The 18,938-nt window shown below is 69.5% G+C and carries 15 protein-coding genes and 5 tRNA genes; 12 read left to right on the forward strand and 8 right to left on the reverse strand.

All coding sequences use genetic code 11. The annotated features are described in order from the left end of the window. Positions 1–142: 142 nt before the first annotated feature. The 3 genes from hrpA (at position 143) to AB0F13_RS06525 (ending at position 4,615) form a co-directional block, all read left to right on the forward strand. A complete protein-coding gene (hrpA, locus tag AB0F13_RS06515; protein WP_362076190.1) occupies positions 143–4,084 on the forward strand; it encodes an ATP-dependent RNA helicase HrpA in 3,942 nt (1,313 codons plus the stop codon). Positions 4,085–4,207: 123 nt separating this feature from the next. Further along, positions 4,208–4,282: transfer RNA gene (locus AB0F13_RS06520), tRNA-Asp, on the forward strand. A 108-nt stretch (positions 4,283–4,390) separates the two neighbouring features. Then, positions 4,391–4,615, forward strand: a complete 225-nt coding sequence (locus AB0F13_RS06525; protein ID WP_362076193.1) for a DUF6274 family protein — start codon at positions 4,391–4,393, stop codon at positions 4,613–4,615. Positions 4,616–5,090: 475 nt separating this feature from the next. Here the strand turns inward: AB0F13_RS06525 and bldC are convergent, their stop codons facing one another. Continuing rightward, entirely contained in the window at positions 5,091–5,297 is a 207-nt protein-coding gene (gene bldC / locus AB0F13_RS06530; RefSeq protein ID WP_003949541.1) for a developmental transcriptional regulator BldC, read from the reverse strand. A gap of 481 nt (positions 5,298–5,778) precedes the next feature. Then, a complete protein-coding gene (locus tag AB0F13_RS06535; protein ID WP_362076196.1) occupies positions 5,779–6,633 on the reverse strand; it encodes a hypothetical protein in 855 nt (284 codons plus the stop codon). A 207-nt stretch (positions 6,634–6,840) separates the two neighbouring features. Between AB0F13_RS06535 and AB0F13_RS06540 the strand changes: the two genes are divergently transcribed. Both AB0F13_RS06540 and AB0F13_RS06545 read left to right on the forward strand, forming a co-directional pair. Further along, entirely contained in the window at positions 6,841–7,953 is a 1,113-nt protein-coding gene (locus AB0F13_RS06540) for a Glu/Leu/Phe/Val dehydrogenase dimerization domain-containing protein (protein WP_362076199.1), read from the forward strand. A gap of 405 nt (positions 7,954–8,358) precedes the next feature. Then, positions 8,359–8,625, forward strand: coding sequence for a DUF3073 domain-containing protein (locus tag AB0F13_RS06545; protein ID WP_362076202.1), 267 nt, complete (start codon positions 8,359–8,361; stop codon positions 8,623–8,625). A 128-nt stretch (positions 8,626–8,753) separates the two neighbouring features. Here the strand turns inward: AB0F13_RS06545 and purM are convergent, their stop codons facing one another. The 6 genes from purM to purS all read right to left on the reverse strand — a co-directional run bounded on the left by purM (position 8,754) and on the right by purS (position 15,698). Further along, positions 8,754–9,848: a phosphoribosylformylglycinamidine cyclo-ligase gene (gene purM / locus AB0F13_RS06550; RefSeq protein ID WP_362076205.1), complete on the reverse strand. Its 1,095-nt coding sequence runs from the start codon at positions 9,846–9,848 to the stop codon at positions 8,754–8,756. A gap of 40 nt (positions 9,849–9,888) precedes the next feature. Beyond that, positions 9,889–11,406: an amidophosphoribosyltransferase gene (purF, locus tag AB0F13_RS06555; RefSeq protein WP_362076208.1), complete on the reverse strand. Its 1,518-nt coding sequence runs from the start codon at positions 11,404–11,406 to the stop codon at positions 9,889–9,891. A 149-nt stretch (positions 11,407–11,555) separates the two neighbouring features. Continuing rightward, positions 11,556–12,392, reverse strand: coding sequence for a sterol carrier family protein (locus AB0F13_RS06560; RefSeq protein ID WP_362076211.1), 837 nt, complete (start codon positions 12,390–12,392; stop codon positions 11,556–11,558). A 107-nt stretch (positions 12,393–12,499) separates the two neighbouring features. Then, positions 12,500–14,749: a phosphoribosylformylglycinamidine synthase subunit PurL gene (gene purL / locus AB0F13_RS06565; RefSeq protein WP_362076214.1), complete on the reverse strand. Its 2,250-nt coding sequence runs from the start codon at positions 14,747–14,749 to the stop codon at positions 12,500–12,502. Next, on the reverse strand, positions 14,746–15,426 hold the full coding sequence (purQ, locus tag AB0F13_RS06570; protein WP_362076217.1) for a phosphoribosylformylglycinamidine synthase subunit PurQ: 681 nt from the start codon (positions 15,424–15,426) through the stop codon (positions 14,746–14,748). Before purQ ends, purL begins: the two co-directional genes overlap by 4 nt. Continuing rightward, complete coding sequence (purS, locus tag AB0F13_RS06575) at positions 15,423–15,698, reverse strand: phosphoribosylformylglycinamidine synthase subunit PurS (protein WP_362076220.1); 276 nt, start codon at positions 15,696–15,698, stop codon at positions 15,423–15,425. Before purS ends, purQ begins: the two co-directional genes overlap by 4 nt. Positions 15,699–16,012: 314 nt before the next feature. Between purS and AB0F13_RS06580 the strand changes: the two genes are divergently transcribed. The 7 genes from AB0F13_RS06580 (at position 16,013) to AB0F13_RS06610 (ending at position 18,937) form a co-directional block, all read left to right on the forward strand. After that, positions 16,013–16,330: an Lsr2 family protein gene (locus tag AB0F13_RS06580; RefSeq protein ID WP_362076223.1), complete on the forward strand. Its 318-nt coding sequence runs from the start codon at positions 16,013–16,015 to the stop codon at positions 16,328–16,330. Between the two features lie 158 nt (positions 16,331–16,488). Next, positions 16,489–16,560, forward strand: a tRNA-Gly gene (locus AB0F13_RS06585). 45 nt (positions 16,561–16,605) lie between these two features. Next, a tRNA-Gly gene (locus AB0F13_RS06590) sits at positions 16,606–16,677 on the forward strand. 45 nt (positions 16,678–16,722) lie between these two features. Then, positions 16,723–16,794 (forward strand) — tRNA-Gly (locus tag AB0F13_RS06595). A gap of 93 nt (positions 16,795–16,887) precedes the next feature. Next, positions 16,888–16,960: transfer RNA gene (locus AB0F13_RS06600), tRNA-Gly, on the forward strand. A gap of 166 nt (positions 16,961–17,126) precedes the next feature. Further along, positions 17,127–18,116, forward strand: coding sequence for an ABC transporter ATP-binding protein (locus tag AB0F13_RS06605; RefSeq protein WP_362076226.1), 990 nt, complete (start codon positions 17,127–17,129; stop codon positions 18,114–18,116). Beyond that, a complete protein-coding gene (locus AB0F13_RS06610; RefSeq protein WP_362076229.1) occupies positions 18,116–18,937 on the forward strand; it encodes an ABC transporter permease in 822 nt (273 codons plus the stop codon). The genes AB0F13_RS06605 and AB0F13_RS06610 overlap by 1 nt, the downstream gene beginning before the upstream one ends. Position 18,938 lies beyond the last annotated feature (1 nt).

Below are 18,938 nucleotides of genomic sequence, written 5' to 3' on the forward strand. Positions count from 1 at the left end.
AGCCCTGATCCTCGGATCGGGGCTTCCGTCGTTCCGGGGCGCACACGCCCACGCCCCCTTGAATGCGTTCGCCTAAATGCTGAATGCGTTCGCCTAAATGCGTTCGCCGCTTCCCGCCGCCTGGTGCGATCCTGGACCCCGTATGTCTACGCAGCCTGCCCCCGCCATGTTCGCCGACCTCGCCGCCCGCCTGCCCGAGCTGACGCTGCGCGACGCGCAGCGGCTGGGCCGCCGGCTGGACGGGGCGCGCCGTATCCGCAAGCCCGAGGCCCGTGCGGCCGTGCTGACCGAGGTCGCGGCGGAGGTCGACTCGGCCGAGCTGCGCGTCGCGGCCCGCCGCGCCGCGGTCCCGGCCGTCAGCTACCCCGAGCAGCTGCCGGTCAGCCAGAAGAAGGACGTGATCCTCGACGCGATACGCGACCACCAGGTCGTGATCGTCGCGGGTGAGACGGGCTCCGGCAAGACCACCCAGATCCCCAAGATCTGCCTGGAGCTCGGCCGCGGGGTCAAGGGCCTGATCGCGCACACCCAGCCCCGCCGCATCGCCGCCCGTACGGTCGCGGAGCGGGTCGCCGAGGAGCTGCGGACGCCGCTGGGCGAGGCGGTCGGCTGGAAGGTCCGCTTCACCGACCAGGTCGGGCCGCAGACCATGGTCAAGCTGATGACGGACGGCATCCTGCTCGCCGAGATCCAGACGGACCGCGAGCTGCGCCAGTACGACACGATCATCATCGACGAGGCGCACGAGCGCAGCCTCAACATCGACTTCCTGCTCGGCTACCTCGCCCAGCTGCTGCCCCGCCGCCCCGACCTCAAGGTCGTGATCACCTCCGCGACGATCGACCCCGCGCGCTTCTCCCGCCACTTCGGCGACGCGCCCGTCGTCGAGGTCTCGGGCCGTACGTACCCGGTCGAGGTCCGCTACCGGCCGCTGCTGGAGGAGGACTCCGGCGACGCGGACCGTGACCAGGTCACCGCGATCTGTGACGCCGTGGAAGAGCTGCAGAAGGAGGGCCCCGGCGACGTCCTGGTCTTCCTCTCCGGCGAGCGGGAGATCCGCGACACCGCCGACGCGCTCGAGAAGAAGAAGCTTCGCTTCACCGAGATCCTTCCGCTGTACGCCCGGCTGTCGCATGCCGAGCAGCACCGCGTCTTCCAGCGGCACACGGGCCGCCGCGTCGTGCTGGCCACCAACGTGGCCGAGACCTCGCTGACCGTGCCCGGCATCAAGTACGTCATCGACCCCGGCTTCGCCCGGATCTCCCGCTACAGCCACCGCACGAAGGTCCAGCGGCTGCCCATCGAGCCCGTCTCGCAGGCCAGCGCCAATCAGCGCAAGGGCCGCTGCGGCCGTACGAGCGACGGCATCTGCATCCGGCTGTACGCGGAGGACGACTTCCTCGCCCGCCCGGAGTTCACGGACGCGGAGATCCTGCGGACGAACCTGGCCTCCGTCATCCTGCAGATGACCGCGGCCGGCCTGGGCGACATCGAGAAGTTCCCCTTCATCGACCCGCCGGACCGGCGCAACATCAAGGACGGCGTCGACCTGCTGCAGGAGCTGGGGGCGATCGACCCGCAGCAGAAGGATCCGAAGAAACGGCTCACCCCGCTGGGCCGCAAGCTCTCGCAGCTCCCCGTCGACCCCCGCCTGGCCCGTATGGTCCTGGAGGCCGACCGCAACGGCTGCGCACGCGAGGTCATGGTCATCGCGGCCGCGCTGTCCATCCAGGACCCCCGCGAGCGGCCCTCGGAAAAGCAGCAGCAGGCCGACCAGCAGCACGCCCGGTTCAAGGACGAGACGAGCGACTTCCTCGCCTTCCTCAACCTGTGGCGGTACATCCGCGAGCAGCAGAAGACCCTGTCGTCCTCCGCCTTCCGCCGCATGTGCAAGTCGGAGTACCTGAACTACCTGCGCATACGCGAGTGGCAGGACATCTACTACCAGCTGCGTACGGTCGCCAAGGGCATGGAGATCCACCTCGCCGAGGAGGAGGCGGCGCCCGATCGCGTGCACCAGTCGCTGCTGGCGGGGCTCCTGTCCCACATCGGCCTGAAAGATACCGAGAAGAACAACGACTACCTCGGTGCCCGCAGCGCCAAGTTCGCGGTCTTCCCCGGGTCGGCGCTCTTCAGGAAGCCACCGCGCTGGATCATGTCCGCCGAGCTGGTGGAGACCTCGCGCCTGTGGGCGCGGGTGAACGCCCGCATCGAGCCGGAGTGGGTCGAGCCGCTCGCGCAGCACCTGGTCAAGCGCACGTACAGCGAGCCGCACTGGGAGCAGAAGCAGGCGGCGGTCATGGCGTACGAGCGGGTGACGCTCTACGGCGTGCCGATCGTGGCGCAGCGGAAGGTCAACTACGGGCGCATCGACCCGGAGACCAGCCGCGAGCTGTTCATCCGGAACGCGCTGGTGGAAGGCGACTGGCGCACGCATCACCAGTTCTTCCACGACAACCGCAAACTGCTCGGCGAGGTCGAGGAGCTGGAGCACCGGGCCCGTCGTCGCGACATCCTGGTGGACGACGAGACGCTCTTCGACTTCTACGACCAGCGGCTGCCCGAACACGTCGTTTCCGGTGCGCATTTCGACTCCTGGTGGAAGCACAAGCGCCGGGACGAGCCGGAGTTGCTCAATTTCGAGCACTCGATGCTCATCAACGAGAACGCCGAGGCGGTCACCAAGGACGACTACCCGGACTCCTGGCGCCAGGGCCGGCTGAAGTTCAAGGTGACGTACCAGTTCGAGCCCGGCGCGGACGCGGACGGCGTGACCGTCCACATCCCGCTGCAGGTGCTCAACCAGGTCTCCGCCGAGGGCTTCGACTGGCAGATCCCGGGGCTGCGCCAGGATCTGGTGACGGAGCTGATCCGTTCCCTGCCCAAGCCGATCCGCCGCAACTGCGTCCCGGCGCCCGACTTCGCCCAGCGGTTCCTGGACAGCACCGTGCCTGTGCAGGAGCCGTTGACGGCCGCGCTGGCCCACGGGCTGCACCGGATGACGGCGGTGCGGATGGAGGCGGAGGACTTCGACCTCGCCAGGGTCCCGGAGCATCTGAAGATCACCTTCCGGGTGGTCGACGAGCGCAAGCGGAAGATCGCCGAGGACAAGGACCTGGAGGCGCTGCGCCTGAGGCTCAAGCCGAAGACGCAGGCGGCGATCACCAAGGCCTTCGAGAAGGACGCCGAGTCCACCGGCGGCGCCGGCCCCGAGCAGCGCTCGGGCCTGACCCGGTGGACGATCGGCGCGCTCCCCCGCACCTTCGAGACCCGGCGCGCGGGCCAGCCCGTCAAGGCGTACCCGGCGCTCGTCGACGAGGGCACGTCGGTGGCCGTACGGCTCTTCGACACCGAGCCCGAGCAGCGCGAGGCGATGTGGCGCGGCACCCGCCGCCTCATCATGCTCAACCTGCCGTCGAACCCGGCGAAATTCGCCCAGGACAAGCTCAGCAACCAGCAGAAGCTCGCCCTGTCCAGGAATCCGCACGGTTCGATCCCGGCCCTCTTCGACGACTGCGTCTCGGGGGCGGCGGACAAGCTCATCGCGGCCCACGGCGGCCCCGCCTGGGACGAGGAGTCCTTCCGCAAGCTCTTCGACGCCGTACGGGCCGACATCGTGGACGCGACGCTCGACACGATCCGCAAGGTGCAGGAGGTGCTCGCCGCCTGGCAGGCCTGCGAGCGCCGGCTGAAGGCGACGACGAGCCTCGTCCTGGTCCCCTCCCTCACGGACATCAAGGAGCAGCTGGCCGAGCTGGTCAAGCCGGGCTTCGTGACCGCCCACGGGGTCCGCCGGCTCCAGGACCTCCTGCGCTACCTGGTCGCCGTCGACCGGCGCCTGACGCAGCTGCCCACCAACGCCGAGCGGGACCGCGCCCGGATGGCCAAGGTGAAGGAGATGCGCGACGAGTACGCGTGGCTGCTGGAGCAGTTCCCCGCCGGCCGGCCGGTGCCGCAGGAGGCCCGTGACGTCCGCTGGATGATCGAGGAACTGCGGGTGAGCTACTTCGCGCACGCGCTCGGGACCGCTTATCCGATCTCCGACAAACGGATCGTCAAGGCGATCGACCAGCTCGCACCCTGACCGCACCCCCCTTCGGGGGGTTGTGCCCCACGCCTCATCGATCCGGTTCGACCGCACCCCCTGACCTGCTGTAGAGTCTTGCTTCGCAGGCCCCCGCAAGAGGGAATGCAGGAAACACAGCAAGGTCCTGTGGAGCAGTTTGGAGTGCTCGCCACCCTGTCAAGGTGGAGGCCGCGGGTTCAAATCCCGTCAGGACCGCATCACTTGAAGGCCCGGATCCATTCCTTGGATCCGGGCCTTCGTGCGTCCGGCCTTGACTGCGACACGTGCCAGGGGTACCCCAGTCAGTGGGAGGTGCTGCGCCACATGACCACGACCACCCGGACCGGGAACAAGCGGACGGGGAGCATCCGGCACGAGACCCGGGCGCTGCTGCGTGCCCATCTCTCCGCCGCCGTCGGCTACCGCCACCTGACCCGGCACTGTCCCGTCTGCCACCGGCTGCTGCGACTCGCCCAGGAGGCCGGTGGCGATCCGCAGGCGCCCGCGGGGTGCGTGGACCCCGTCGGGCAAAGTCCCTCGTCCCAGTGACAGCCGAAACAGCCGCCACGGTGACGACCGGCCGCGCCGGGCCCGCGCCGCGCCCGTGCGCACAACTCCTTTACCCCAGCGGCACGATGAGTGACAAGCGCGTTGCGCTGTGACGGGAGTCACCGAAAGAGTTCCGGGAGTGAGGGAACTTACCCCCCTCCTACGCCCGGTCAATTTAATATGTGCAATTGCACCGGCCTTGAGGGCGTTCGCCGGAACGGAGCCGGCCGGCCCGCGGACCCGTTACGGATACCTGCGGCGCGCCGCCCGGGCGGTGCCGTGGCGGCGTCAGGGCATAAAAAGATCGCGCTGGACCCGGCGGAGTCCAGCGCGATCGACGACCAGCCCAAGTCGGTGGGCACGGATGCTGTTGGGGCAGGCATCCCGTCGTTTGCTGCTTGGTGGAGCTTCAGATGGAGCTCAGGTGGGCGGCTGCCGGGTTGGGGGCCCCGGAAATCGCCCGGTCATTCAGTTGTCAGGCCTCGCTACGCTGCTGCGGAATGCCCGCCAGCAGTGCACGGACCTCCGCTTCGCGGTATCGCCGGTGTCCTCCGAGCGTGCGGATGGACGTGAGCTTGCCAGCCTTGGCCCAGCGGGTGACCGTCTTCGGGTCCACGCGGAACATCGTGGCAACCTCAGCCGGGGTCAGCAGCGGCTCGGCATCAGGGGTGCGAGCGGTCATGAGCGGCCTCCTCGGGAGAACCGAACCATCACGTCGGTTCTTTCCTCTAAATTCTGCACCTTGACCCGCGTTGCCCGAAATGGCGGACGCGGGCCGAGTCGGTTATAGGACGAACGGCTTGTCCTCGGCACTACAACTACACCATCTGTCCAGCCGCGTCGGCCAAACCGATGGAATTGCCCTCTCAGGTGTTCAACCTCGACGGAAGCCGATGGACCATGCCATAGCGGACAGTCACGTCACCGTGACGATCAGTCACAGCGGGATCAGGGGTCACCAGACCCGCCAAGGAGTGCAATACCGATCTATCCGCCCTTACTTGGACGGAAGGAGCCCTTCCTGGACTCCTTGTCCTATTTTGCCACGAGGGTGGGCGATCAGCGCAAGACCTTACGTAAGTGCGTTAGATCACGGTTGTGGCAATGGCCCGGATCGGGACCTAGGTCCTGACCCGCCGTCGTGTCCGGCCCGTCGCCGCCGGTCAGTTCGCGAACTGACGGTCCCGGACCGCCTTCCAACGCTCTGTCAGCCGCTCGTACGCCTCACCGGCCCTCGCCCCGTCACCCGCCCGCAGCGCCGCCAGTCCCTCCGCCGTGTCGGCGGCGGAGTGATCCTCGGCCAGCTGTGCCTCGGGAACCATATGCACAAGTCCGCCGTAGTCGAGCTCCACCAGGGAGCGCGGATGGAACTCTTCCAGCCACCGCCCCACGTCGACCAGGCCGTCGATCAGCGGCCCCTCCTCGATCGCGTCCTTCAGCGTGCGCAGCCCCCGCGCGACCCGCCGCCGGGCCTGGACCATGGGCGTGCGGTACCGCAGCAGCAGCCCCTCGGCCCCCTGCGCGCCGGGCTCACCCTTGCCGTACTCGCGCTCCTCGGCCGCGAAGAGCACGAACCAGCGCAGGGGGACCTGCCAGGTGGCCGTCCTGATCCACGGCCGGGCGTCCGGGTTGCGCTCCGCCCAGCGCTCGTAGTCCGCCCGGGCCTGGCGGCGCACCACGGGCGGCAGCACCGCGTCCAGGACCGGTGCGGGGAAGCGCTCGGTCAGCTCCTCCAGCGCCAGCCAGCCCCGCAGCCTGGTCCGCCACGGGCAGACGCACACGACGCCGTCCACCACCGCGACGAAGGCGTCCCCGCTCTCGTGCACCGGGACCGGGACGGGCGGGGTGGGCAGCAAGTCCGCCAGCGACCGGCGCAGTTCGTCCTGGGCCCCGGGCAGCACCGGGCGGCGGGCGTAACGGGCCCAGTGCGAGCGCTCCGGTTCGGGGAATGCGCCCAGCGGTTCGTAGACCCGTAGATATGCCGCGTACGGGACGGTCACCGACGACGCCACGCCCACGCTCGCTCCCTCAAGCCGTAGGTCACCCCGCAGGGAGTTGCGGGCGCCCCTCCCCATACTGTCCAAATCGTCCCATGCCGCCGGGGCCCGGGAGAGTGATCCTCGGCACGGGACGGCTACGGCGGGACGGCAGGTCTTACCCTCTTGGGCAACCGGCCCTCCACCACCCCCCGGAGGGCGACCTCCGCGACATATGGAGTCACCACCGTGACTGACGTACGTCCCACCACCGGCGCCGACGGCGGCGTGCTGCACACCCTGTTCCGATCGGACCAGGGTGGCCACGAGCAGGTCGTGCTCTGCCAGGACCAGGAGAGCGGCCTCAAGGCCGTGATCGCCATCCACTCCACCGCCCTGGGCCCGGCCCTCGGCGGCACCCGCTTCTACCCCTACGCCTCCGACGAGGAGGCGGTGCGGGACGCGCTGAACCTCTCGCGCGGCATGTCGTACAAGAACGCCCTGGCGGGGCTCGAGCACGGTGGCGGGAAGGCGGTGATCATCGGTGACCCCGATCTGATCAAGACCGAACAGCTGCTGCTCGCGTACGGGCGATTCGTGGCCTCTCTCGGTGGGCGTTATGTCACCGCGTGCGACGTCGGCACGTACGTACAGGACATGGACGTCATCGCCCGCGAGAACCGCTGGACCACGGGCCGCTCGCCCGAGAACGGCGGCGCCGGCGACTCCTCGGTGCTCACCGCCTTCGGCGTCTTCCAGGGCATGCGGGCCGCCGCGCAGACCCAGTGGGGCGAGCCGACGCTGCGGGGCCGCCGGATCGGCGTGGCGGGCGTCGGCAAGGTCGGCCACCACCTGGTGGACCACCTCGTCGAGGACGGCGCGGAGGTGGTGATCACCGACGTGCGGGCCGAGCCCGTCGAGCGGATCATGGCCCGCCACCCGCAGGTCACGGCCGTGACCGACGCCGAGGTGCTGGTCCGCACCCCGCTGGACGTCTACGCCCCCTGTGCCCTCGGTGGCGCCCTGAACGACGACTCGGTGGCCGCGCTCACCGCGACCGTGGTCTGCGGCGCGGCCAACAACCAGCTCGCCCACCCCGGCGTCGAGAAGGACCTGGCCGACCGCGGCATCCTCTACGCCCCGGACTATGTGGTGAACGCCGGTGGTGTGATCCAGGTCGCCGATGAGCTGCACGGTTTTGATTTCGACCGGGCGAAGGCCAAGGCGACCAAGATCTTCGACACGACGCTGGCCATATTCGGCCGGGCCAAGGCGGACGGCATCCCGCCGGCCGCCGCGGCCGACCGGCTGGCCGAGCAGCGCATGGCCGAGGCCCGCTCGGCGGCCCCGGCCGGCCGGTAGCCACCGCCCGCGCCTGCGTCACGCCCCGTCCAGGCCCCGTCCAGGCCCGTGGACCGTTCGCCCGGCCGGGTGACACCCGGCCGGGCGAACGGGTGGCCCACGAACGGCGCAGCGGTCCCCACAGAAGCGCCGCCGGGAGGTGGTGAACGAGAGATCTCTCACCACCCCTCGGCGGGTCGGCGCCCAGGACACGTTAAAATCGCAGCTGACCAGCGAGTACGGGGCTCTTCGCGGGTTGTGCTGCGTGGCACGTCATGCGGGCGACGTACCGTATGGCCGCGGAAGCAGGTACCGTTGAAGCTCTACAGGCCGGACACCTCCACAGGTGTCCGCTCTGCACTCATGAACGTGAACGCGTGTCAAGACTCTGGGGCCGTCGAGCCCCGTCAATGAGGGGGTCGAGCCATGGGGCGCGGCCGGGCCAAGGCCAAGCAGACAAAGGTCGCCCGCCAGCTGAAGTACAACAGCGGCGGGACCGACCTCTCACGTCTGGCCAATGAGCTGGGCGCATCGCCGACGAAGCAGCCGCCGAAAAGCGAGCCGCTCGAAAAGGACGATGAGCTGGACGACGACCCGTACGCTCAGTACGCGAGTCGTTACAACGACGACGAGGATGAGGACGAGCAGTCGTCCGAGCAGGCATCCCAGTCTTCCTACCGTCGCCGCGCTTGACGCCATAGCTTTCACCGACCCGGTTCGGGGCCTCCGCCCCGGACCGGGTTCTGTGCTGCCCGGAGCCGGTTCTGCGCTGCCCGGAGCCGTTTGGCTCCGGGCAGTCACACCCTGTTGATCAGCGCTGATCAGCTGCTGTAGTCACCGGTCAGCGTCACGGCCTCGGCGCGCTCGCCCCGCTCGGTGATCTCACCGGCCACCCAGGACTCCACGCCCCGGTCGGCGAAGGTCGCCAGGGCGACGTCCACGGCCTCCTGGGGCACGACGGCCATCATGCCGACGCCCATGTTCAGGGTCTTCTCCAGCTCGTGGCGCTCGACCGCGCCGACCTTCCCGACCAGGTCGAAGACCGCGCCGGGCGCCCACGTGGAGCGGTCCACGGTCGCGTGCAGCCCGTCCGGGACGACCCGGGCCAGGTTGTTGGCGAGCCCGCCGCCGGTGATGTGCGAGAAGGCGTGCACCTCGGCCGTACGGGTGAGGGCCAGGCAGTCCAGCGAGTAGATCCTGGTGGGCTCCAGCAGCTCCTCGCCGAGCGTGCGGCCGAACTCCGGGACCTCACGGTCCAGCTCCCAGCCGGCCCGCTCGAAGAGCACATGGCGGACCAGTGAGTACCCGTTCGAGTGAAGTCCGGACGAGGCCATCGCGATGACGGCGTCACCCGTACGGATGCGATCCGCGCCCAGCAGCCGGTCCGCCTCGACCACGCCCGTACCGGCGCCGGCCACGTCGAACTCGTCCACGCCGAGCAGGCCCGGGTGCTCGGCGGTCTCGCCGCCGACCAGCGCGCAGCCCGCGAGGACACAGCCCTCGGCGATGCCCTTGACGATGGCGGCGACCCGCTCGGGGAAGACCTTGCCGACGCAGATGTAGTCGGTCATGAACAGCGGCTCGGCGCCGCAGACGACGAGGTCGTCCACGACCATGCCGACCAAGTCGTGGCCGATGGTGTCGTAGACGCCCATGCGGCGCGCGATGTCGACCTTCGTGCCCACGCCGTCCGTGGCGGAGGCCAGCAGGGGGCGCTCGTACCGCTTGAGGGCACTGGCGTCGAAGAGGCCGGCGAAGCCGCCGATGCCACCGATGGCCTCGGGGCGGGTGGCCTTCTTCACCCATTGCTTCATCAGCTCGACGGCGCGGTCGCCGGCCTCGATGTCGACGCCCGCGCTTGCGTAGCTGGCACCAGTGCCCGCGTGCGTAGCGTGCTCAAAAGATCCAGGAGACATCAGTTTGAGATCTTTCGTGTCGTTCGGTACTACGGAGGCGTTACGGGCGACGGAGGGCGTCGGCGGCGTCGGTGCCACCGGCCAGCTCGGTCTCCAGCAGCTGCTTGCCCAGCAGCTCGGGGTCGGGCAGGGCCATCGGGTACTCGCCGTCGAAGCAGGCGCGGCACAGGTTCGGCTTGGCGATGGTGGTCGCCTCGACCATGCCCTCGAGGGAGATGTACGCCAGCGAGTCCGCGCCCAGCGACTTGCCGATCTCCTCGACCGACATGCCGTTGGCGATCAGCTCCGCACGGGTGGCGAAGTCGATGCCGAAGAAGCACGGCCACTTCACCGGCGGCGACGAGATCCGCACGTGCACCTCGGCCGCACCGGCCTCGCGCAGCATGCGCACCAGGGCGCGCTGGGTGTTGCCGCGGACGATGGAGTCGTCGACGACCACCAGGCGCTTGCCGCGGATGACTTCCTTGAGCGGATTGAGCTTGAGCCGGATGCCGAGCTGGCGGATGGTCTGGCTCGGCTGGATGAAGGTCCGGCCGACGTAGGAGTTCTTGACCAGGCCCGTGCCGTACGGGATGCCGCTGGCCTCCGCGTAGCCGACCGCGGCGGGGATGCCGGACTCGGGGGTCGGTATCACCAGGTCGGCCTCGACCGGGGCCTCGGCGGCGAGCCGGCGGCCCATCTCCACCCGGGAGAGGTAGACGTTGCGGCCCGCGATGTCGGTGTCGGGGCGCGCGAGGTAGACGTACTCGAAGATGCAGCCCTTGGGGCGGGCCTCGGCGAAGCGGCTGCTGCGGATGCCGTTCTCGTCGATGGCGACGAGCTCTCCGGGCTCGACCTCGCGGACGAACGTCGCACCGCAGATGTCCAGTGCGGCGGTCTCGGAGGCCACCACCCAGCCGCGCTCCAGACGGCCGAGCACCAGCGGGCGGATGCCCTGCGGGTCACGGGCCGTGTACAGCGTGTGCTCGTCCATGAAGACGAGGGAGAAGGCGCCCTTGACGTCGGGCAGGACCTTGGTGGCCGCTTCCTCGATCGTCAGCGGCTTGCCGTCGTCGTCGGTCTGGCCGGCCAGCAGGGCCGTGACCAGGTCCGTGTCGTTGGTCGCCGCGACCTGGGTGGCCCTGCCGTTCTCCTTGGGGAGCGCGGCGACCATCTCGGCCAGCTCGGCGGTGTTGACCAGGTTCCCGTTGTGGCCCAGGGCGATGGAGCCGTTGGCGGTCGCCCTGAAGGTCGGCTGGGCGTTCTCCCACACCGAGGCTCCGGTGGTGGAGTAGCGGGCGTGACCGACCGCGATATGGCCCCTAAGGGAGCCGAGAGAGGTTTCGTCGAAGACCTGGGAAACCAGTCCCATGTCCTTGAAAACGAGGATCTGGGAGCCGTTGCTCACTGCGATGCCCGCGGACTCCTGTCCACGGTGCTGCAGCGCATACAGCCCGAAATAGGTGAGTTTGGCGACCTCTTCACCCGGAGCCCAGACACCGAAGACGCCACAAGCGTCCTGGGGGCCCTTTTCGCCGGGAAGCAGGTCGTGGTTGAGTCGTCCGTCACCACGAGGCACACCTAAAGTCTATGGCAGGAATGAGGTTCATCCGAACCGGGGACGACCGGTTATGGCTCACACCACGGACAGCCACTCGACGGGCACAGCGGATCACCTTTCCGCAGCCGGAAAACGCCCGAAAAAGGGCCGCCGGAATTACCGCTCGCTCATGTGAGCAGAGGAAGTTGCTCAGAAATGTCCGCGCGCTCGCCGCTGGCGGTCACGGCGGCCTCCGAAAGGGCCGCGGCCCACTCCGCACGGCCCGTCGCCAGGCGAATCCAGGTGAGCGGATCGGTCTCCACCACATTGGGCGGCGTACCGCGGGTGTGGCGGGGCCCCGCCATGCACTGGACCACGGCGAAGGGCGGGACGCGGACCTCCACGGAGCCCCCGGGGGCCTTGGCCGCGAGGGCGTCGGCGAGCAGCCGGGTGACGGCCGCGAGGGCCTGCCGGTCGTGGCGCACGGCGACGCCGGTGGCGTCCGCCAGGTCGTCGGCGTGCACGACGGTTTCCACCAGCCGGGTGACCATGAAATCGGCCACGGTCATGGTGCCGAAGGCGGTGGGGATCAGCGTCGCGGGGTCCGTTTCGGCGACGGCGGCGAGGAGGCGCTCGCCGGCCCGGTCGAGCGCTTCCGCCACGGCGTCGGGGTCCGCGGTGGCAAACGCAGCGGCTCCGGCGACCGTGCTGTCCGCGACCTCGGCGGCGCGTGAAGCCACGCCGCCCACGTAGTCCAACAGCCCCGCCCCGGCCCGTGCGGGCGGCTCCCGCCGCTCCGCGAGGCGGTCGGGCAGCAGCTCCAACGCGCCGACGAGGTGCACGATCAGCTCCCTGACCGTCCACTCCCCCAGTCGTGTGCGCGCGGCCAGCAACACCTGCGCGTCCGGCTCGGCGCACACCACAGCGACGACATCCCGAAGGGCCCGGACCTGCCCCTGAAGGGCGGCCCGGACCTTTGCGGAGTCGAAAGTGCGAACACGGGGCTTGCGCGGCGCGGAAGGCATGGCGCGAGCCTAATCCTTGGCCGGACGCCGGGTGGGCTCAACGGACGCAATGGCAGGTCCGCCGTCGAGCCCATCCCGCGCCTGTGACGGGAGTTACGCGAGCGGCACTACGCGAACAGCGCCGGAAGCGTGGCCTCGTGGGCCTCGCGCAGCTCCGCCAGCGAAACGGCGAACTGTCCCTGGACGTCGATCTCTTCGCCGTCGACGACACCGATCCGCATCGCGGGCAGACCGCGCGCACCGCACATGTCGCTGAAGCGCAGCTCCTCGCTGCGCGGCACGGCGACGACCGCGCGGCCGGCGGACTCGGAGAAGAGGAGGACGAAGGGGTCCAGGGCATCGGGGACGACGATCCGGGCGCCCTTGCCGCCGCGCAGGCACGACTCGGCGAGGGCCTGGATCAGGCCGCCGTCGGACAGGTCGTGCGCCGCGTCGATCATGCCGTCGCGCGAGGCGGCGATCAGGATCTCGGCGAGCAGCTTCTCCCGGTCCAGGTCCACGGCCGGCGGCAGCCCGCCGAGGTGGTCGTGGACCACCTGCGACCAGGCCGAACCGCCCAGCTCCTCCTTGGTGTCACCCAGCAGGTACAGCAGGTGGCCCTCTTCCGAGAACGCCATCGGCGTACGGCGGTTGACGTCGTCGATGACACCCAGCACCGCGACCACGGGGGTCGGGTGGATGGCGGTCTCGCCGGTCTGGTTGTACAGCGAGACGTTGCCGCCGGTGACCGGGGTGCCCAGCGCCAGGCAGCCGTCCGCCAGGCCGCGCGTGGCCTCCGCGAACTGCCACATGACGGCCGGGTCCTCCGGCGAGCCGAAGTTCAGGCAGTTGGAGATGGCCAGCGGCCGTGCGCCGGTGGCGGCCACGTTGCGGTACGACTCGGCGAGCGCGAGCTGCGCACCCGCGTACGGGTCGAGCTTGGCGTAGCGGCCGTTGCCGTCCGTGGCGACCGCGACACCGAGGTTCGTCTCTTCGTCGACGCGGACCATGCCGGAGTCCTCCGGCTGCGCCAGCACCGTGTTGCCCTGCACGAACCGGTCGTACTGGCCGGTGATCCAGGACTTGGAGGCCTGGTTCGGGGAGGAGACGACCTTGAGGACCTGCGCACGCAGCTCCTCGGGGGTCGCCGGGCGGGCGAGCTCGTTCGCGTCGTCGGCCTGCAGGGCGTCCTGCCAGTCCGGACGGGCGTACGGGCGCTCGTAGACCGGGCCCTCGTGGGCGACCGTACGCGGCGGTACGTCCACGATCTGCTCGCCGTGCCAGAAGATCTCCAGCCGCTCGCCGTCGGTGACTTCACCGATGACGGTGGCGATGACGTCCCACTTCTCGCAGATCTCGAGGAAGCGGTCGACCTTGCCGGGCTCGACGATCGCACACATGCGCTCCTGCGACTCGCTCATGAGGATCTCCTCGGGCGAGAGCGTCGCGTCACGCAGGTGCACGCGGTCCAGCTCGACGCGCATGCCGCCGGAGCCGGCGCTGGCCAGCTCGCTGGTGGCGCACGACAGGCCGGCGCCGCCGAGGTCCTGGATGCCGTCGACCAGGTCCTCGCGGAAGATCTCCAGGGTGCACTCGATGAGGAGCTTCTCCTGGAAGGGGTCGCCGACCTGGACGGCGGGGCGCTTCGTCGGCTTTGAGTCGTCGAAGGTCTCGGAGGCGAGCACGGACACGCCGCCGATGCCGTCGCCGCCGGTGCGGGCGCCGTAGAGGATGACCTTGTTACCGGCGCCGGAGGCCTTGGCGAGGTGGATGTCCTCGTGCTTCATCACACCGACGCACAGGGCGTTGACCAGCGGGTTGCCCTGGTAGCAGGCGTCGAAGACGACCTCGCCGCCGATGTTGGGCAGGCCCAGGCAGTTGCCGTAGCCGCCGATGCCCGCGACGACGCCCGGCAGGACGCGCTTGGTGTCGGGGTGGTCGGCGGCGCCGAAGCGCAGCGGGTCCATGACGGCGACCGGACGGGCACCCATGGCGAGGATGTCGCGCACGATGCCGCCGATGCCGGTGGCCGCGCCCTGGTACGGCTCGATGTACGAGGGGTGGTTGTGCGACTCCACCTTGAAGGTGACCGCGTAGCCCTGGCCGACGTCGACGACGCCCGCGTTCTCGCCGATGCCGACGAGCATGGCGTCGTTGGCGGGGATCTTCTCGCCGAACTGCCGCAGGTGGACCTTGCTGCTCTTGTACGAGCAGTGCTCGGACCACATGACGCTGTACATGGCCAGCTCGGCACCGGTGGGCCGGCGGCCGAGGATGGTGCGGATGCGCTCGTACTCGTCCTGCTTGAGGCCGAGTTCGGCCCACGGCTGGTCGGTGTCGGGCGTCTCGTTGGCGTGCTTGACGGTGTCGAGGGTCATGCGTTGACCAGCTTCTTCAAGATCGAGGTGAAGAATCCGAGCCCGTCCGTGCGGCCGGTGCCGACGAGGGGTTCGACGGCGTGCTCGGGGTGCGGCATCAGGCCGACGACGTTGCCGGCGGCGTTGGTGATGCCGGCGATGTCGCGGAGCGAGCCGTTGGGGTTGACGTCCAGGTAGCGGAAGGCGACGCGGCCCTCGCCCTCCAGCTCGTCCAGGGTGCGCTCGTCGGCCACGTAGCGGCCGTCGATGTTCTTCAGCGGGACGGAGATCTCCTGGCCCGCTTCGTAGTCGGCCGTCCAGGCGGTGTCCGCGTTCTCCACGCGGAGCTTCTGGTCCCGGCAGATGAAGTGCAGGTGGTTGTTGCGCAGCATCGCGCCGGGCAGCAGGTGCGTCTCGGTGAGCACCTGGAAGCCGTTGCAGATGCCGAGGACCGGCATGCCGCCCTTGGCCTGCTCGATGACGGTCTCCATCACCGGCGAGAAGCGGGAGATGGCACCCGCCCGCAGGTAGTCGCCGTAGGAGAAACCGCCGGGCAGGACCACGGCGTCGACCTGCTTGAGGTCCTTGTCGCGGTGCCAGAGCGGCACGGGTTCGAGTCCGGCGATCCGGACCGCGCGCTGGGTGTCGCGGTCGTCCAGGGTGCCGGGGAAGGTGATGACTCCTACGCGAGCGGTCACGGTGCTTCTCCGGCGGTCTCCCGGACCTCCCCGTCGACCTTCACGGTGAAGTCCTCGATCACGGTGTTGGCGAGAAACGTTTCCGCCATGTCGTGGATTCGGGCGAGGGCGGCGTCGTCGACAGGGCCCTCCACCTCGAGTTCAAAGCGCTTGCCCTGACGGACGTCGGCGATCCCCTCGAAACCCAGGCGTGGCAGCGCGCGCTGCACCGCCTGGCCCTGCGGGTCGAGGATCTCCGGCTTGAGCATGACGTCGACTACGACGCGTGCCACTGGCACTCCCGGTGTGTGGTGCGTGAGCTGAAGCGGTGATGTCAGAGTACAGTCCCGAAAAATCTACGCGCATAGATATGCTGGGCTTATCCTTCGTGTTTCCCCGGGTACACAGCGCGCCGGTGGAAAAGTTCGGGAAAAACACCGGAAGATCGCACCGTCGCGATTGCGATGAGGCGCGCGGACGGAATTAACTGGGCTTCACCATGCATTGCCCTTTGTTGTACAAATGAATAAGCATTGATCGAGAACAACAGCAACCCTCACGTCACCGCAGGTCAACGCGGTGATACAGGCCGAAAGGACCGATTTCCGTGGCGCAGCGCGTAGTGGTCACACTCTCCGACGACATCGACGGCGGGGAAGCCGCGGAGACCCTCATCTTCGGGCTCGACGGCAAGTCGTACGAGATCGACCTGAACACTGCCAATGCGAAGAAACTGCGAGGCGTCCTCGCGCCTTACGTGGAGGCCGGCCGCAAGCAGTCCCGCTCCGGCAAGGTGTACCGGCGCACGGCCGTGGCGCCCGACCCGGCGGCCGTCCGGGCCTGGGCCCGTTCGAACGGCATGGAGGTGCCGCCCCGCGGCCGCATCCCCAAGAAGGTCTACGAGGCGTTCAACGCCGTCGACTGAGCGCCGCGCGGATCCCTTGTGTCGCAGGCCGGGGACGGGGACGGGCCGGTGCGGGCTGTCCGTCCCGGCCCGACTTGCCAAGCACCCCGGATGATCAGCTAGAGTCTGGATCACACCGAGGGGCAAGGCGCGGAAACGGGCCGGAACTTCGGGGTCATGCGGGTGTAGCTCAGTAGTAGAGCGCCCCCTTTCCAAGGGGGAGGCGCAGTGTGCGATTCCTGTCACCCGCTCTGACCGTTCGACCGGCCATCCATGTGGCCGGTACGGATGGACGCGCGGGTGTAGCTCAGTAGCAGAGCGTCCCCTTTCCAAGGGGAAGGCGCAGTGTGCGATTCCTGTCACCCGCTCTCGCCGTTCGGTCGGCCACGTCAGTGGCCGGTGCGGATGGACGCGCGGGTGTAGCTCAGTAGCAGAGCGCCCTCTTTCCAAGAGGGAGGCGCAGTGTGCGATTCCTGTCACCCGCTCTCATCGCTTACCGACCACGTCAGTGGATCAGGTAGAGTGATGCACGCGCCGCCCGGTGGCTCCTCTCTTCGAGAAGCTTCGGTCGGAGGCATGCGGACGTAGCTCAGTTGGTAGAGCACCACCTTGCCAAGGTGGATGTCGCGAGTTCGAGTCTCGTCGTCCGCTCTGAGAACGAAGGCCCCGGTCGGGAAACGACCGGGGCCTTCTTCGTGTCCTCGCACAGCCGCGCCCGCCCTGGCCTGTCCTGGCCTGTCGGGCCGATGACATTCGTCATCCGAAGTCATGACAGCGCGCACTGATCCCGGGGCGGACCGGCCGGGAGCCTTGAAGCATGGACTTCGGGGAGAGTGTGATCGAGGTCTCAGGGCTGCGCCGACGGTACGGGCGGTCAGGGGACAAAGGGTTCGAGGCGGTGCGGGACATCTCCTTCACCGTGCGCCGGGGAGAGTTGTTCGCGCTGCTGGGGACGAACGGCGCGGGCAAGACCTCCACGGTCGAGCTGCTGGAGGGCCTGGCCCGGCCCACGGGCGGCCGGGTGCGGGTGCTGGGCCACGATCCGTACGGGGAACGGGGCGCCGTGCGCCACCGGACCGGGGTGATGCTCCAGGAGGGCGGCTTCCCCTCCGGGCTGACCGCCGCCGAGACAGTGACGATGTGGGCCGGCTGTACGACGGGGGCACGGCCCGTCGACGAGGCGCTCGGCCTCGTGGGGCTCATCGGCCGCAGGGACGTGCGGGTCAAACAGCTCTCCGGCGGCGAGCGACGGCGCCTGGACCTCGCGCTGGCCCTGCTCGGGCGGCCCGAGGTGCTCTTCCTCGACGAGCCGACGACCGGGCTCGACCCCGAGGCGCGGCACACCACGTGGGACTTGGTGCGGCGGCTCCGCGAGGAGGGCACGACCGTACTGCTCACCACCCACTACCTGGAGGAGGCCGAAGCACTGGCCGACCGGTTGGCGATCATGCGCGAGGGGCGGATCGTGGCCGCGGGGACGCCCACCGAGGTCATCGGCACCCACCCGGCGCGGATCCGCTTCGCGATGCCGCCGGGGTGGTTCGTGGGCGATCTGCCGCCGCTGGCCGAGCTGGGGGTGCTCCGGCATCAGGAGGCCGGCGGGCGGGTGGAGCTCCGGACGGCCGGGCTGCAGCGCACGCTGACGGGCCTGCTGCTGTGGGCCAGGGACAAGAACCTGGAGCTGGAAGGGCTCGACGCGCGGACCGCCTCGCTGGAGGAGGCGTTCCTGGCGATAGCGGGGGCGACGGAGTCCCCGGCCGTGGCGGAGGCGCCCGCCTCCGGCGCACTGACGGGGAGGAACGGCTGATGGCGGTGAACGGCGTGAAGACGGCGGGCGCGACGGGTACGGGGGTCCCGACGGGCACGACGACGATCGCGGGACGGGCGCTGGCCCTGGGGCGGGCCGAGCTGAAGCTCCTCGGCCGCAACAAGACGGCGCTCTACATCACCCTGCTGATGCCCGCCTTCATGATCTACGCGATGCGCGCGGGCACGAAGAACCTGGATCTGGAGGGCACCGGACTGTCACTGAAGGAAGTGACCATGACCGGCGCCTTCGGGTACGTCCTGCTCTTCGTCGTCTACTACAACCTCATGAGCGCCTACACCGCCCGCCGCGAGGAGCTGGTGCTCAAGCGGCTGCGCACGGGCGAGGCCGGGGACGTGGAGATCCTCGCGGGCACGGCGCTGCCCTCCGCCGCAATCGCCCTCGCGCAGTGCGTGCTGCTGGTCGTGGCGGGCTCGGTGTGGCTGGACATGCGCGCCCCGGCACGCCCCGAACTGCTGCTGGCGGGCGTCCTGATGGGCATCGTCCTGCTCGCCGCGCTGGCCGCAGCGTCCACGGCCTTGGCGAAGACCTCCGAGAGCGCACAGCTCGCGGCCATGCCGCTGGCGATGGTCTCGATGATGGGCTCCGGGATGTTCTGGCCGCTGGAGGCGATGCCCGAGGGGCTGGCGCGGTTCTGCGAAGCGCTGCCCATGACACCGGCCGTCGAGCTGATGCGCACCGGCTGGCTCGGCGGGACCGGCACGGCCGAGGTCCTGGGACGCCTGGGGGCCGCCTTGGTCTGGGTGGTCCTCGGGGTGTTTGCTGTACGTCGGTGGTTCCGTTGGGAACCACGGCGCTGAG

The organism is Streptomyces sp. NPDC026206 (assembly GCF_040638465.1).
Classification (GTDB): domain Bacteria; phylum Actinomycetota; class Actinomycetes; order Streptomycetales; family Streptomycetaceae; genus Streptomyces.